This is a genomic window from Marinobacter sp. W-8 (assembly GCF_044342215.1).
Classification (GTDB): domain Bacteria; phylum Pseudomonadota; class Gammaproteobacteria; order Pseudomonadales; family Oleiphilaceae; genus Marinobacter; species Marinobacter nauticus.
Map to the genome: position 1 here is coordinate 323,223 of NZ_CP172297.1, position 14,933 is coordinate 338,155.

The window sequence follows — 14,933 nt, forward strand, 5'->3', positions numbered from 1 at the left end:
AAAGGCGTGGTTATAAGCATGCTACCTGTATAGACTCATTCCTGACAGCTATAAGAAACGAAAGTTCAATCTGAGGAGTTGCACGATGTCGATCTGGACGATTACCCCTAATCTTGAGCAAATGACAGAGGCCAGCAAAAACACCGCGGTCAGTCACATGGGCATTGAATATCTTGAAATCGGTGACGATTACGTGAAAGGCCGGATGCCGGTGGATGAGCGCACGGTTCAGCCATTCGGGATCCTGCATGGTGGTTCCTCCGTCGTGTTGGCGGAAACGCTGGGCAGCATGGCTGCCAACTGTTGCCTGAAAGATAAAAATACGGTCGCTGTGGGGCTGGATATTAATGCCAATCATATTCGGCCTGTTACCGGGGGATGGGTCTATGGCACGGCGAAGGCCATACACATCGGCAGTGCAACGCAAGTATGGGAAATCCGCCTGGAAAACGATCAAGGCAAGGTGACCTGCATTTCCAGGTTGACCATGGCGGTAACCCGCCGCTCGTAAGAAAACAGGGAGCGATGGCTCCCTGATTCCGACCTTGCGCGTCGATTTGCGAAATAAGCTCGCCATCCTTGATTAATATCAAAAGAAAATCGTTTGCCGGGACTGTCGCCCTGCTATACTTAAAATAGTTGAGGATGTTAACTAAATGCCATGAGGTTATTCCTCACGGGAAGGTTTCACTGTGCTGAAAATTCGTTGTAACAGGGTGTCTTCGAAAGCGCACAAGTTCTGGTATGCGTTGCTCTTTTTGCTATGCGCATCCTTTGGTCTGCGAGCTGCCCCTTTGTCTGAGTGTTCAACGCTGAGAGTGAGTGGTAATCCGGAGTATCCGCCTCTCCTATGGCCGAGCGTGGAGTCGCCGGATCTTTTAAATGGCGCGGTTCCTCATTTCCTGCGGGAGTTGGTGGAGCCTCTGGGTATCAAGGTCAATGTCCGCAACATTGGGTCCTGGGCGCGGGTACAGCGGTTGGCAGAGTTGGGGGAGGTCGATCTGGTGGCCGGGGCCTTTATCACGGCAGAAAGATTGGGCTACCTGGATTATATTCTGCCGCCCATGATGCACCTCGATACCAATGTCTGGGTGCCGCGGCAAAGGATGTTTGAGTATCGGCACTGGCCGGACCTGGAGGGGAAACAAGGCAGCACCCTGATCGACAACAGTTTCGGTGAGCGGTTCGACAGCTTTGCCGCCGATCACCTGGATATCCTCGGCGTCCGCTCCATTCACCAGTCCTACCTGATGGCCGATATCGGTCGTATCGATTATGTACTGTACGAGTTGTTGCAGGGGCGGGCGAAGCTGGCCCGGTATGGCATGTCGAATGACTTTGTGGCGCTGGAGCCCCCTGTGAGCAGAGAAGGCCTGTTCTTCGCGTTTCCGAAACTTTCCCGCTGCAATAGCAAAGCCTTGCGAGAGGCTTTTGCAGCCAGGTTGCTGGAGTTGACGGAGCAGGGCAGGCTGGAAGAGTTGATTGAAGAGTATCTCATCCGGTATACCGAGGAGGGCCGTTAGCGAGGCCTTCCTGGGTTTAGGTGGCCAGTGTCACTCTGCTTCTTCCTTTGGCCTTGGACTGGTACATGGCCTCGTCTGCGCGACACATCAGATCTTCCAGTCTGCGGTCGCCGTTTCCCAGGCTACTGATTCCGATACTTGCCGACGGCGAGATTCTGCTTTTCTCGTAAGACACCACCAGATTACAAAGCAAGGCCAGCAAGCGGCTCGCCAACACGTGTGCCATCGTCATGTCGGTGTCCGGTAGCAGAATGGCGAATTCCTCTCCGCCCATTCTGGCCACAATATCGCAATCTCGAATCCGGGCTTTCAGTAGCCCGCTGACCTGCTTCAACACTTCATCGCCCGCCTGGTGACCGTAGGTATCGTTGATGATCTTGAAGTGATCCAGATCCATCATGACCAGAGTCAGTGGTGTCTGATGCCTGGCAGACTGGTTCAGCAGTTGCTCTCCGAACTCGAAGAACGCGCGTCGGTTATGCAGCCCGGTAAGTTCATCCTCCAGCGCTGCTGCCCTGGCTTTTTCGTGGGCTGCCCGCAGCTCCAGCTCCATCTGTTTACGTTCGGTAATATCAGTGGCAATCTCCAACCTCACCAGGCGGCCATCGGTCCAGCGGATCGCCTGGTCACGGCACTGTTACCATCGTTGGTCCAGTTGATTCTGGAACTCCCAGACATGGGGTTTGTTGGGCTCGCCCTGATCATTGATCAGCAGGTGATTGGTGCAGAAGCTGCATGGGCCGTCACCGTCCTGAAGCACCTGCCAGCATTTTCGGTTGCCAATGTCACCCCAGATCTGCCGGCCGTAAGCGTTCATGTACAGCAGATCGTGTGTTGTGAAATCGGAGACGTACACCAGGGCATCCAGATTATCGAGTACGGCCTGAAGACCTTCCGGGGGTGTTTCCTCGGTGGCTGGCGGTGTCTGATCCCGGTGAACGGGCAGATTCAGTGACGGAATGCCGGATTTCATGGGGTGTACGCTGTCTGCTTTTTATTCAGTTTAATTTCCAGTATGGCGTTTGTCATACGATGCTGTCTGCAAAAGTGTGTACGGTTTGCGGACATTACCTATGTCGGCCGGGATTGGCTGATGAAATGTTTGAATCATGAGGATGTGGAAAGCCATGAATCGTTTCGGGGAAAACTGCCCCTGTGGTAGCGGAAAAGCCTACCAGTTGTGCTGTCAGCCCTGCCATGCAGGCGCTCCAGCCGACACACCAGAGGCGTTGATGCGTTCCCGGTTCAGTGCCTTTGTGGTGAAAGATACCGATTATCTGCTGGCAACCTGGCATCCGGAGACCAGGCCGGTTGAACTGGATCTTTCCGGCTCACCGGAATGGGTCTCGCTGCAGGTGCTCTCCTCCAGTGCCGGGGCAGACACGGGCCGGGTTCACTTCCGGGCGGTCTATCGTGCCGGTGGTGGTTGGGGTTATCTGGAAGAGCGGTCAGACTTCAGCAAAGAGAATGGCCGCTGGTTCTACCGTGAGGGCGAAACCCGCGAGGGAGTACTGAAGCCCGGTCGAAACGACCCCTGCCCCTGTGGCAGTGGTCGCAAGTTCAAGGCCTGTTGTCTTTAAGCGTTCTATTCGAATTTCGGCAGATCCGGCTGAGCGACCTCTTTACCCGCTTCCAGCCAGGCGTCGAAGCCGCCTTCAATGGATTGTACGTTCATATAGCCCATCTCTTTCAGCGCTTTAGCGCTGAGTGCTGCACGGCCGGAGGTTTTGCAGTAGAGCACAATTTTCATCTGCCGGTTCTCCAGTGCAGGGTCGTTGGTGAACTTGAATTCGAGCATGCCCCGGGAAACATTGACGGCCCCGGGGATGTGGCTGGCCCGGTATTCATCGGCATCCCGCACATCCAATAGCAAATCGGCATTTTTGATGGCCGCCTCGGCGTTGGCCAGCGGCACCTCCTGAATGTCTTTTTTGGCTTCGGCAACAAGATCGTGAGCAGTCTTCATGGCAGTTCCCTTTGAGCGTGGGTGTATCCGTTCAGGTTAAGGCATTTGCCACGGGTGAGCCACCTATGGGTTGCCTGTGACTAAGGCATGAGCCTTTGGCGACGGGGTTTGTGTTAGATTGGCAGGCTGGACAATGAGGAAGCTATGAAACCGCTGAATGACACCACCAAAGGCGTGGTCTACGGGTTAGGTGCCTACACCCTGTGGGGAAGCTTTCCCCTGTATTTTGCCCTGTTCAAGGGGATCCCTTCCTGGGAGGTGCTGATTCATCGGGTGATCTGGTCCTGCCTGTTTCTGGCCGTGGTCATCTCGATACTCAAGCGCTGGCCGCCGGTGGTGGCGGCACTGCGACAGCCGCGCCGGCTGGGGTATGTGCTGGGTTGTGCCGTGTTTATTGCCCTGAACTGGGGTATCTATATTTATGCCGTGGAAACCCGCCATGTGTTGCAGGCCAGTCTGGGCTATTTCCTGACGCCGTTAGTAAATGTGGCCATGGGGCTGCTGATCCTGGGTGAGCGTATTTCCCGGCTGCAGGTCGCGGCGGTGGGCCTGGCAGCGATTGCGATTTTCTATCAGCTGTTTCTGCTGGGCGAGCTGCCGTGGATTACCCTGGTGTTGGCGTTCAGCTTCGGAACCTATGGCCTGATGCGCAAGAAAGTGGAACTTGATGGCCTTTCCGGTCTGTTTGTTGAAACGCTGTTATTGCTGCCGTTGGGCTTGCTGACCCTGGCCTGGCTGTCGTCGCAGGGGCTGTCGCACTTTTCGGACAGCACCTACAGTGCATTGCTACTGGCCTCCAGTGGCGCGGTGACCGCCATCCCGCTGCTGGCCTTTGCCGGGGCTGCGCGCCGTTTGAAGCTGTCTACCGTGGGCTTTCTTATGTACATCAACCCCACGATCCAGTTTCTGATCGCGCTGTATATCTTCCATGAGCCGCTTAGCACCGCCAAACTGGTGAGCTTTGTGATGATCTGGGTGGCGTTGGCAATATACTCGTGGTCGGCCTGGGTGGGCCGATCGAACAGAGAGGCTTCGGCATGAAACAACCCATCAGCGGCTATCACAAAGACGGGGAAAACCACTGGGTAGCGCAGCTGGCGTGTGGCCATAACCAGCACGTGCGACATGATCCGCCCTGGGTAAACCGGCCCTGGGTTGTCACGGTGGAAGGTCGGCAATCCATGTTGGGGGTTAAGCTGGATTGCCCGAAATGTGATGACGATGCGCCTGCGGATGTCCGTCCGGAGAGTCCGGAAGGACCTCAGTCTCCCGATCAGGCCAGGGTTTCCAGATAGGCTTCCAGTTCGTTGGCGAGCCAGCCCACCACGGCGCCCCCTTGCGCCTGCTCCGACTCCAGCGCACTGAACACTTTCCACCAGCGGGCGCTGCGGTGGTGGATGGTTTTCAGCTGTTCCTTGCGCAATGCCTCAGCAATCAGGGGTAAGGGTAAATCCGCCCAGCCGGCGCCATCAATCACCGCATCACGCATCAGTTCGTATTGAGTAAAGGCGAGGTAGTTGGCGGTTTCCGGGGATTCGGCCACCAGTTGGGCATCGAGCATGTAGGCCAGGGTGATTTCCGTGTGGCTGACCAGGTCGTCCTGAGTGACCCGTTTCAGCTGACTCAGGGGGTGATCTGGCGCTGCCACGGTGAGCATGCGCACATCAGCCAGTTCCCGAAACCATTGATAACCTTCGTTCAGCAATTCCGGCATCAGGCCATAGGCCACATCCACGGACTGGTTGCGAACCAGCGGCGCCAGTTCCCGGGGCGAGGCAAGGTAAACCGACAGGCTGGTCTGGGGGAAGCGTTGTTTCAGCCGGCGCAGAATGTCCCGCCAGATATCTTCCGGAATGGCATCGTCCCGGGCAATGCGCAGGACCGATTCGGCACCACTCAGGTGGTGCTGGCAGCGAGCCCTGATCTGGCTGGCAACCTGGTCGAATCGCCGGCAGTCGGTCAGGATGGACTGGCCGATGGCCGTCAGGTGCAGTTGATTGCCGCTGCGTTCAAACAGCTCCACCCCCAGTTCATCCTCCAGGGACGCCAGCACGGTACTGACGGTGGTGCGGCTGCGGTTCAGTTCCCGGGCCGCCGCGGCCACGCTGCCGTTGCGCACAACCGAGAGGAAGGTCTTGATCTGTGACGTTTTCATGGTTTGCTCTTTGCGACGGATTTTCCGTCGCTCAGCGACTCACACCTGTTGAATGATGCCGCTAATATGGCAGCAATTCTCAGGAGGTCAAAATGTTTACTTCTCTGGCGCGGGAAAACCTGGCGCTGACATTATCAGCGGTGGGCGCGGGCCTGTTTGCGCTCGCCGGTATTACCTGGGGTCTTTGGGTCGATTCCCTGGTTATTCTCTTCGATGGTGCCTATTCCCTGATCAGCCTCGGGTTGTCGCTCCTGTCACTCTATGCCGCCCGCCTGGTGCGCCGGCCGGCCAATGACGATTACCCATTCGGGATGGGGGCCGTGGAGCCTTTGGTGATCGCCGTGAAAGGTCTGGTGATTGCGGTGGTGTGTATCTTGTCGCTGGTATCGGCGGTGGTGTCGCTGCTTCAGGGCGGCCGTGCCGTGGCGGCGGACATGGCAATGATCTTTGGTGCGGTGAACGTGGTGGGGTGTCTGGCGGTCTGGGGGTATCTGCGCTGGTCGAGCCTGCGCAATGGTTCGGGGCTGGTGCAGGCGGAACAGCGCCAGTGGCTGATGGACAGTGCCCTAAGCGCTGCCGTAATGATTGGTTTTGGCGCGGCCTGGCTGCTGGAACGCAGTCATTGGGCAGAGCTGGCGGTGTATGCCGACCCGGTGATGATGCTGGTGATTTCGGTCTACTTTATGACGGTGCCGGTGAAGATGGTTCTGGAGTCGGTTCGGGAGCTGCTGCTGGCGGCACCGAAAGACGATGCACTGGACGACATCCATGAGACCCTGGAAGACCTGGGCCTGAATCCGGAACAGGTCCGGGTGGCCAAGCTCGGCCCGAACCTTCTTCTTGAGGCCCGCATGATCCGGATCTGAACCGGTCTCAGACGTTCAGTCCACCCATGGCCAGTATCTGCCGGCGGGTATCGGCTTTCTCCCGCTCAAGTTTGCCAAGCAGTAACACCCCGTCGCACTCCGGGTGGTCGGCGAGGAATCGCCGGGTCAGCTCGATCTGGATATGCAGATCCTGGAAACGGCCATACAGATCCTGTCGCTGGCGCAGTTCTTTCAGTGTTGGCTTGCCGTGCCGGGCATCCAGCTCCAGAAGATATCGGATACGCTTGAGGGCCTTGCGTAGCTGGTGCAGGGCTTCATCCGGGGCGGTATGAAGCAGTTCTGCGGTTTTCCAGTTGAACTGTTTCAGGCGCCGGTTTGCGGCGGCCTGGATGTCTTTTTTTCGAAGGTCTTCAGCCAGCTTACGAAAGGATTTGGATTCAATATAGCCCTGCCAGCGCTCTAGACTTTGGCGGTAGCGTTTCTGGCTGAGCCTTTTGGCCAGTTTGCGCTGGGCTTTTTCTGCCTTGAACCGGGTCCAGCCGGTCAGTGTGGTGCAGAGTTCCGGTTTGTCGCTGCACAGGTCGGGGAGATCCTGAAGCAATACGTGCAGATCCCGCAGGGCGCTGGTGGCACGGGCATGCTGCTTCAGCTCGCGGATATGCTCCTGTAACCGGCGATCGCCGGTAATCTCGGCCAGTGATTCGGCAATGGCCCGGCTGCGGCGAAGGGCGATGCGGTACTGGTGCAGGAATTCGTCATCCAGTCCGAGCATGACCCCCGGGGCCAGCTGTTCCAGCTGCTTGCTTAACTGCTGCAAAACCTCCGGAACCGTATTCTTGTCCAGATCGGTGGCGCCGGGCTGGCTTTTCGGTTCTTGCGCCGGAATTCGCGGTAACTGAAGTCACGGGGCGTCAGGAAGGTTTCCAGTACGCCTTTGTTTTTATCCACCTTCTTCCAATCTCGCACCGACAGCCGGATTTCAAGGATGCCGGCAGTTGGCAATTCGAACGGGGCCTGGGGTACCAGAAAGGCGGCCAGCTCGAGCAATGCCGGGTTGTGGCCAATAATGGTAACGCGGTTCTGGTCGTTGCCCAGATTCTGCAGCCAGCGTAATAGACGCTTGAAGTCGAAGGTGTAAAGCTCATCTTCGGTGCAGACCTGGGCCGGCTGGGCGTCGACGCTGAGTGCACCGGTCAGCGTTTGCTGGGCGCGCACGGCGGGGCTTGCGTAGACAGGGCCGGACAAGGCACCGAGCCGGTTCAGGGTTCGTGCAAGTGGCGCAAGTTGGCTCCGGCCCCTGTCATTGAGAGGGCGTTCCCGGTCGCTGAGGCTGCTGTCTTCCCAGCTCGATTTGGCATGTCGGATAAGGAAGAGCTGTTTCATGGCGTTCGCCTGGAATCTTGATCGTCAGACTTTAGTCTGACACAGGCTCAAGTCGTTTACATGACGGCCGATACGTATTTTACCGTACAGGCACTGGTATGAGGGGTTTGCGTACATACCGCCTTCAAACGGTGCTGATGATGGTATACAGCTTTTAACAAACTGCAACGGAGCGCCGATTGTGGTTTGTGGATAATCTGTCGCCTACAGGAATTTAAACCCGGAGCAGCAACCATGGCTTTTATGAGTAACCTGACGATCAGAACCCGGCTCCTGATCGGTGTACTGGTACCGGTACTGATTACGGCGGGCACCATTGCCTGGATTACCGCCAGTCAGATTGAGGCCAACGGCGAGGCAGAGCTGCAACGCCTTGAACAGGAACTGCTGGAGGCTCGCAAGGAAGGCCTGAAAAACCTGGTTGAGGCGGCCAAGGCTGTTGCCATGGAGGCCAAGGCTCGGCCCGGGCTGAGTGAACAGGATGCCAAAGAAGAAGTCCGGGATCGGCTGCGTTCCATGGAGTTCGGCCAGAACAACTACGTGTTCGCCTATGATCGCAGCCTGTTCAATCTGGCTTATGCGCCGGATCCGTCCAAAGAGGGCCCGACCACCAATCCGAACACCCAGAAGCTGGTTCGCGGGCTGTTTGACGCGGCGGGGGACGATGGCTTCATGCCCTACGAGTGGCCGAACCCGGCCACTGGCCAGGTGGAACCGAAAGTCTCCTACTCCACGATCATTCCGGGCTGGGACTGGATGATCGGTGCTGGTGTCTACGTGACCGACATCCAGAAGGTGGTGGCCGCCGCCCAGAAGGAAATCGACGATGCTATGGCATCCGCCATGGGCTTTATCCTTCTGGTGACCATTGTCGTGGTGGTTATCTCCCTGATTATTGGTCTGGTGATCGGTCGCACGGTGACTGCGCCACTGAACAAGGTCAGCGACATGATGCGGGAAATTGCCGACGGTGAAGGCGATCTGCGCCAGCGTCTGCCGGAAGATGGTAAAGATGAGCTGGCCGTTCTGGGCCGCCGCTTCAACCATTTTGTCATCAAGATTCAGGACACCATCCGCGAGGTGGGGTCTACCACCGATCAGGTAGCTTCAGCCGCTGAAGAACTGAGCAGGGTGGCGAATGAAACCCGTCAATCGGTTCAGGAACAGGGTTCAGAAACCGACCAGATTGCTTCGGCCATCAACGAAATGGCGGCAACGATTCAGCAGATTTCCGGCAACGCCAATGAGGTGGAAGGCGCAGCTTCCGATGCGGACCGCATGGCCAAAGAGGGTGGCGAGACCATCAACAGTGCCCAGGGCGCGGTCAATCAGCTGTCCCAGGAAATGGAAGATACCGCTCGCAGCATCAATGCCCTGGCCGAGAAGTCGAACGATATTCAGCAGGTGCTGGATGTGATTCACGCGGTTACCGAACAGACCAACCTGCTGGCCCTGAACGCTGCCATTGAGGCAGCCCGGGCCGGCGAGCACGGTCGCGGCTTCTCGGTGGTTGCCGACGAAGTGCGCCAGCTGGCCAAGCGGTCAGCGGAATCGGCTGATCAGATCCGGGAAATGATTGATGGCTTTGTGGCGGAGTCCAAAGCTTCGGTGGAGCGCATGAACAACTCCCGCAAGAGTTCAGAAGCGACCGTTGAGCGCATCAATCATGCCACCAATGCACTGAATACCATCGTGACCTCGGTGACCCAGATTCACGATCAGGTGACACAGATCGCCACCGCCGCTGAACAGCAGAGCCAGGTGGCGGAAGAGATCAACCAGAACGTGGTGCGGATTGTCGACGCGGCCCAGCGCAGTGACACCGGCGTAACCCAGACCAATGAAGCCAGCCACGAACTGGCCCGGCTGGGTGAGAACCTGCGCGAGCTGGTTGGTCAGTTCAAGGTCTGATTGCCCTCACAAGAAAGCCGGCCCGCCACATTGGCGCGGTCGGCTTTCGTCGTTATGATGGATCATTCAGGCATGTTTGAATCAAAAATCGATAACAATGGAAGCCAACACTATGTCCCTGCGTAAAACCCTGCTGGCGGCAGTCAGCACTCTTGGCCTGCTGGCCAGTCCTTTCGCGGTCTCTGAAGAAACCTATACTCTGCGTCTCGCGGAAACCTGGGGCCCCAATTCCGGGCTGCTGGGGGATGCGCCCCGCAACATGGCGGCCATGGCCGAGGAAATGTCCAACGGTCGGCTGAAGATCCGCATTGATTCCTCCAACAAGCACAAGGCCCCTTTCGGCATTTTCGATCTGGTCCGTAACGGCCAGTACGACATGGGCCACACCGCCTCTTATTACTACAAGGGCACCATTCCCAACGCCATGTACTTCACCACCATACCCTTCGGCATGATTGCACCGGAGATGTATGCCTGGTTCTACCACGACGACGGCATGGAGCTGATGCAGAAGGTGTATGAACCCTTCGGGCTGCTGTCCTTCCCGGGTGGCAACACGGCCAATCAGATGGGTGGCTGGTTCCGGAAAGAGATCAAATCTCTGGATGATCTGAAAGGCCTGAAAATGCGCACCCCTGGCTTTGCCGGCGAGGTTATGTCGGAAGTGGGTGTGGCGGTAACCAACCTGCCACCGGGCGAGCTGTATACCGCGCTTGAGCGCAACACTATCGACGCCGTTGAATGGGTTGGCCCGGCGCTGGACCTGCAGATGGGCTTTCACCAGATTGCCAAGTACTACTACTCCGGCTGGCAGGAGCCCAACGCTGAAGTGCAGTTCCTGATCAACAAGAAAACCTGGGACAAGCTGCCGGCTGATCTGCAGGCCATCCTGCGGGTCTCCATGCGCACCGCAGCGTATGACATGTATATCCAGAGCACCCACGAAAGCGGTGTGGCCTGGGAGAAGATGAAGCAGGAATACCCGGATGTGACCCACAAGGTGTTTCCGCCGGAAGTTATTACCGCCCTGCGTGAAACCACCAACCGCCTGCTGGATGAGTTTGCCGAGAAGGACGAGCTGGCGAACGAAATCATTACTTCACAGCGCGAGTACCTGAAGCAGGTTCGCCCCTGGACCAACATCTCGGACAAGGCGTATCTGAACAGCGTCGCCGACCAATAAGACCGGTGCGTGACAGCCCGGCCGGGTAAGGCCGAAAAACAAGAGGGGCGTGGTCAGGGAATATCCGCACGCCCCTTTTTGTTTGCGTCTGTTTCTGGAAAAATACGCCGCTCAAACTTTGGGCAGGGCCGATGAAACAGACACTGCTATCTCTGAGCAATCTCACCAAACAGTTCGACGGCAAAAAAGTGCTGGATTCACTGGATCTGGACATTTTTGACGGCGAGTTCATTACCCTCCTTGGGCCCTCCGGTTGCGGCAAGACCACCTTGCTGCGGATGATGGCGGGTTTCGAGCACCCGGATGACGGCACCATCGCCCTGGGCGACCAGGACCTGACTCACACCCCGCCGGAACACCGGCCTTTGAACACGGTATTCCAGAACTACGCGCTGTTTCCCCATATGTCGGTCTTCGACAATGTGGCCTATGGTCTGAAAATGGAGAAGCGGCCGAAGCAGGAAATCCGGGAGCGAGTAGAGGATGCCCTGGCCATGGTTCAGCTTGAGGACTTCGCCCGGCGCAAGCCGCACCAGTTGTCCGGTGGCCAGCAGCAGCGGGTGGCCATCGCCCGTGCGGTGGTCAAGCGCCCGAAGGTACTGCTGCTGGATGAGCCGTTGTCGGCGCTGGACTACAAATTGCGCCGAACCATGCAGGTGGAGCTCAAACGCCTGCAGCGGGAGCTGGGTATCACCTTTGTGTTTGTCACCCACGATCAGGAAGAAGCCCTGTCCATGTCCGACCGGGTGGTGGTGTTGAAAGACGGCCTGATCCAGCAACTGGGGACGCCGCGGGAAGTCTACGAGCGCCCGGCTAACCTGTTTACCGCCCGCTTTGTCGGTGAAACCAACTTCTTCCCGGGCCGGGTGGACAAAGCCAACGGCGACGACACTATCACCGTGGATGTGTTCGGCCTGAAGCGTACCTTCCGCAAGCCGGATTTCCCGGTCTCCAGTGGCCAGTCCCTGCATGTGCTGTTGCGCCCCGAGGACATCCGGGTACTGGCGCCGGACGATGAGGATGGTGTGGCTGGCAAGATCGTAGAGCGTAACTACAAGGGCAGTACCCTGGATTCGGTGATTCATCTTGAGGATGGCACCGAGGTGCTGGCGTCGGAATTCTTCGACGAAGACGATCCTGCCTTCGACTATCGCCTTGGCGAGCCGGTCAAAGTGAGCTGGGTTGATGGCTGGGAATGGCTGTTACCCACAGAGCCGGAAGCCCTGCCAGAGGAAGAAGGCACCGATGCGTAGCCTGACACAGCAGCCGTTCCGTACGGCGGTGCTGGTGCTGGTCTGGGGCTGGTTGCTGTTTCTGGTGCTGACCCCCAACCTGTTGGTGGTCGGTGCCAGTGTAATGACCCGGGACCCGGGCTCCTTTATTTCGCTGCCGCTGACCCTGGATGCCTATCGGCAACTGCTCAATCCGCTGTACCTGGAAGTGTTCCTGCATTCCCTGTACATGGCGGCTATGACCACGCTGGTGTGTCTGCTGATCGGCTACCCGTTTGCGTGGGCGCTGTCCAAGGTCGGCAAACGCAATCAGGTGCTGCTGATCTTCCTGCTGATTGTACCGTTCTGGACCAATTCCCTGGTGCGAACCTACGCCCTGAAGCTGATTCTGGCCACCAATGGCCTTCTAAACAACGCGCTGATGTCTCTTGGCGTGATCGATGAGCCCATGCAGCTGCTGTATACCGAAGGGGCGGTGATTATCGGGCTGGTGTATCTGTTGCTGCCGTTCATGATCCTGCCGCTGTACTCGGTATTTGAAGACCTGCGGGAAGATTACCTGAGGGCTTCGCACGATCTGGGTGCTGGGCGCCTGTCCACCTTTATCCACGTTATTGTTCCGCTGACCCTGCCGGGCGTTTTGGCGGGCATCATGCTGGTGCTGTTGCCGGCCATGGGTCTGTTCTTTGTGCCGGATATCCTCGGCGGTTCCCGCAACCTGCTGGTGGGTAACGTCATCAAGAACCAGTTTCTCGATGCCCGCAACTGGCCCTTCGGTGCCGCCGCCAGCATCATGCTGACCCTGGCCATGGCGTTCCTGATGTTCGCCCACCGCCTGAGTAAGCGGCGGATCGGGGAGGACGGTGTATGAATCGCTGGCTGCCCCGCACCTACCTGACTCTGGTGTATCTGCTGCTGTACGTGCCCATCGTGGTCCTGGTGGTGTTCTCCTTCAACGATTCCCGCACTGGTTATGAATGGGGCGGCCTGAGCCTGCGCTGGTACGAGGCCCTTTTCAACAACCGGGCCATGGTCCAGGCCATGTGGAATTCCCTGTGGCTGGCGCTCTCCGCCGCCACGGTGTCCACGTTGATCGGCGCGCTCACCGCGCTCGCCCTGCACCGTTACCGGTTCCGGGGCAAGAAAGTGCTCAACGGCATGTTGTTTGTGGTGATGATGTCGCCGGAGATTGTACTGGCGATTTCGCTGCTGGCGCTGTTTCTGCTGGTCGGCCTTCAGCTGGGCTATGTATCCCTGTTGCTGGCCCACGTTACCTTCTGCCTGCCCTTTGTGGTCATCACCGTGATGGCCCGCCTCAGCGGGTTTGACGAACGCCTGCCGGAGGCGGCCCGGGATCTGGGCGCCAACGATTTCACCATGACCCGCACGGTACTGATTCCGGTGATCATGCCGGCCTTACTGGCAGGCTGGCTGCTGGGGTTTACACTGTCACTGGACGACGTGGTGGTCAGTACGTTTGTCAGTGGCCCGAGTTATGAAATTCTGCCGTTGCGCATCTATTCCATGGTGCGGGTGGGCCTGAAACCCGAAGTGAATGCCCTTGGCACCCTGCTACTGGTATTCTCACTGGTCATGTTGGTCTTGTCTCAATGGATACTGTTAAGGAGCAAACGATGAAGAAACTGGCACTGGCCGGCCTGCTGGCGGTGGGCCTGACTGGCTGCAGTGGTTCTGAGGAGCCCAAGGTTCTGAACCTGTACAACTGGTCCGAGTACATGCCCCAGGAAGTTCTGGATCGCTTTACTGAGGAAACCGGTATCCAGGTGGTCTACACCACTTACGACAGCAACGAAGCCATGTACGCCCGGCTGAAACTGCTGGATGAGAGCGCCGCCTACGACCTGGCCGTGCCCTCCACCTACTACGTGAGCAAGATGCGGCAGGAAGACCTGCTGATGCCCATCGACCGCAGCAAGATTGAAGGCTTCGACAACCTGGATCCGGAACTGGTGAACCTGGATATCGACCCGGAAAACCAGTACAGCGTGCCTTACCTGTGGGGCACCACCGGTCTGGCTGTGGATACCGCGGATGTGGAAGGCGAGGTTACCGCCTGGGCTGATCTGTGGGATGAGCGCTTTGAAGGCCGGGTCATGCTGACCAACGACATGCGTGAAGTCTTTCACGTAGGCCTGCGGGTACTGGGTTACTCCGGTAACAGCACCGATCCGGAGGAAATCGAGCAAGCCTACGAGAAGCTGACCGAGCTGATGCCGTCTGTGCGTACCTTTAACTCGGATGCCCCCCGCATGCCGTACCTGGAAGGTGAAACCGACGTAGGCATGATCTGGAACGGCGAAGCCGTCATGGGTCGCGATACCCTGGATTCCCTGGAATACGTGTATCCGGAAGAGGGCATCATCGCCTGGCTGGACAGCTTCGTGATTCCCAGGAATGCCAAGAACCCGGAAGCCGCCCACCAGTTCATCAGCTTTGTGCTGCAGCCGGAAATCTCTGCCCTGATCAGCGAAGAGATCGGCTACGCCACGCCGAACCTGGCGGCCCGGGATCTGCTGGATGACGCTGTCGCCAACGACCGTGCCAGCTACCCCAACGCCACCGACATGATCAATGCCGAGTTCCAGACCGACATTGGTGACGAGGCGCTGCAGGTGTATGCCAAGTACTGGGAAATGCTGAAGTCCGGTCAGTAAGTCTGGTCAGGCTTAACAGCAATAAAAAACGGAGGCTTCGGTCTCCGTTTTTTATTGCCCGGGTTTCACAAAACTGAA

General features: G+C 57.8%; 18 protein-coding genes. 12 read left to right on the forward strand and 6 right to left on the reverse strand.

The features are described 5' to 3' along the window. Window positions 1–85: 85 nt before the first annotated feature. A complete protein-coding gene (locus ACF8YQ_RS01395; protein ID WP_396622387.1) occupies window positions 86–511 on the forward strand; it encodes a hotdog fold thioesterase in 426 nt (141 codons plus the stop codon). Window positions 512–794: 283 nt separating this feature from the next. Beyond that, on the forward strand, window positions 795–1,523 hold the full coding sequence (locus tag ACF8YQ_RS01400; protein ID WP_396622388.1) for a substrate-binding periplasmic protein: 729 nt from the start codon (window positions 795–797) through the stop codon (window positions 1,521–1,523). A gap of 16 nt (window positions 1,524–1,539) precedes the next feature. Here the strand turns inward: ACF8YQ_RS01400 and ACF8YQ_RS01405 are convergent, their stop codons facing one another. After that, window positions 1,540–2,118, reverse strand: a complete 579-nt coding sequence (locus ACF8YQ_RS01405) for a GGDEF domain-containing protein (RefSeq protein WP_396622389.1) — start codon at window positions 2,116–2,118, stop codon at window positions 1,540–1,542. Between the two features lie 42 nt (window positions 2,119–2,160). After that, window positions 2,161–2,496 carry a hypothetical protein gene (locus ACF8YQ_RS01410; protein ID WP_396622390.1) on the reverse strand — a complete coding sequence of 112 codons (336 nt, stop codon included), beginning with the start codon at window positions 2,494–2,496 and terminating at the stop codon, window positions 2,161–2,163. 154 nt (window positions 2,497–2,650) lie between these two features. Between ACF8YQ_RS01410 and ACF8YQ_RS01415 the strand changes: the two genes are divergently transcribed. After that, window positions 2,651–3,103: a YchJ family protein gene (locus tag ACF8YQ_RS01415; protein WP_396622391.1), complete on the forward strand. Its 453-nt coding sequence runs from the start codon at window positions 2,651–2,653 to the stop codon at window positions 3,101–3,103. Between the two features lie 5 nt (window positions 3,104–3,108). Here the strand turns inward: ACF8YQ_RS01415 and ACF8YQ_RS01420 are convergent, their stop codons facing one another. Beyond that, window positions 3,109–3,489, reverse strand: coding sequence for a rhodanese-like domain-containing protein (locus ACF8YQ_RS01420; RefSeq protein ID WP_396622392.1), 381 nt, complete (start codon window positions 3,487–3,489; stop codon window positions 3,109–3,111). Window positions 3,490–3,633: 144 nt separating this feature from the next. Here ACF8YQ_RS01420 and rarD point away from each other — a divergent pair, with 144 nt between their 5' ends. Then, window positions 3,634–4,530, forward strand: a complete 897-nt coding sequence (rarD, locus tag ACF8YQ_RS01425; RefSeq protein ID WP_396622393.1) for an EamA family transporter RarD — start codon at window positions 3,634–3,636, stop codon at window positions 4,528–4,530. Then, the gene (locus tag ACF8YQ_RS01430; protein WP_396622394.1) at window positions 4,527–4,784 is read left to right on the forward strand and encodes a DUF3565 domain-containing protein; all 258 of its coding nucleotides are present in this window, start codon (window positions 4,527–4,529) and stop codon (window positions 4,782–4,784) included. Before rarD ends, ACF8YQ_RS01430 begins: the two co-directional genes overlap by 4 nt. Here the strand turns inward: ACF8YQ_RS01430 and ACF8YQ_RS01435 are convergent. Further along, a complete protein-coding gene (locus ACF8YQ_RS01435; RefSeq protein ID WP_022993354.1) occupies window positions 4,763–5,644 on the reverse strand; it encodes a LysR family transcriptional regulator in 882 nt (293 codons plus the stop codon). The genes ACF8YQ_RS01430 and ACF8YQ_RS01435 overlap by 22 nt on opposite strands. Window positions 5,645–5,736: 92 nt before the next feature. Between ACF8YQ_RS01435 and ACF8YQ_RS01440 the strand changes: the two genes are divergently transcribed. Continuing rightward, window positions 5,737–6,510, forward strand: coding sequence for a cation diffusion facilitator family transporter (locus ACF8YQ_RS01440; protein WP_396622395.1), 774 nt, complete (start codon window positions 5,737–5,739; stop codon window positions 6,508–6,510). Between the two features lie 7 nt (window positions 6,511–6,517). On the opposite strand, the gene ACF8YQ_RS01445 is transcribed toward ACF8YQ_RS01440, so the two are convergent. Next, a complete protein-coding gene (locus ACF8YQ_RS01445) occupies window positions 6,518–7,288 on the reverse strand; it encodes a CHAD domain-containing protein (protein ID WP_396622396.1) in 771 nt (256 codons plus the stop codon). Further along, the gene (locus ACF8YQ_RS01450; RefSeq protein WP_396622397.1) at window positions 7,276–7,854 is read right to left on the reverse strand and encodes a SixA phosphatase family protein; all 579 of its coding nucleotides are present in this window, start codon (window positions 7,852–7,854) and stop codon (window positions 7,276–7,278) included. The genes ACF8YQ_RS01445 and ACF8YQ_RS01450 overlap by 13 nt, the downstream gene beginning before the upstream one ends. 234 nt (window positions 7,855–8,088) lie before the next feature. On the opposite strand from ACF8YQ_RS01450, the gene ACF8YQ_RS01455 reads away from it, so the two are divergent. The 6 genes from ACF8YQ_RS01455 (at window position 8,089) to ACF8YQ_RS01480 (ending at window position 14,855) form a co-directional block, all read left to right on the forward strand. Next, on the forward strand, window positions 8,089–9,765 hold the full coding sequence (locus ACF8YQ_RS01455) for a methyl-accepting chemotaxis protein (protein ID WP_396622398.1): 1,677 nt from the start codon (window positions 8,089–8,091) through the stop codon (window positions 9,763–9,765). A 112-nt stretch (window positions 9,766–9,877) separates the two neighbouring features. Next, entirely contained in the window at window positions 9,878–10,948 is a 1,071-nt protein-coding gene (locus tag ACF8YQ_RS01460; RefSeq protein WP_396622399.1) for a TRAP transporter substrate-binding protein, read from the forward strand. 131 nt (window positions 10,949–11,079) lie between these two features. Beyond that, window positions 11,080–12,201, forward strand: coding sequence for a spermidine/putrescine ABC transporter ATP-binding protein PotA (gene potA, locus ACF8YQ_RS01465; RefSeq protein WP_396622400.1), 1,122 nt, complete (start codon window positions 11,080–11,082; stop codon window positions 12,199–12,201). Next, entirely contained in the window at window positions 12,194–13,051 is an 858-nt protein-coding gene (gene potB / locus ACF8YQ_RS01470) for a spermidine/putrescine ABC transporter permease PotB (protein ID WP_396622401.1), read from the forward strand. Before potA ends, potB begins: the two co-directional genes overlap by 8 nt. After that, window positions 13,048–13,818, forward strand: a complete 771-nt coding sequence (gene potC, locus ACF8YQ_RS01475; protein WP_396622402.1) for a spermidine/putrescine ABC transporter permease PotC — start codon at window positions 13,048–13,050, stop codon at window positions 13,816–13,818. The genes potB and potC overlap by 4 nt, the downstream gene beginning before the upstream one ends. Continuing rightward, the gene (locus ACF8YQ_RS01480; RefSeq protein WP_396622403.1) at window positions 13,815–14,855 is read left to right on the forward strand and encodes an extracellular solute-binding protein; all 1,041 of its coding nucleotides are present in this window, start codon (window positions 13,815–13,817) and stop codon (window positions 14,853–14,855) included. Before potC ends, ACF8YQ_RS01480 begins: the two co-directional genes overlap by 4 nt. Window positions 14,856–14,933 lie beyond the last annotated feature (78 nt).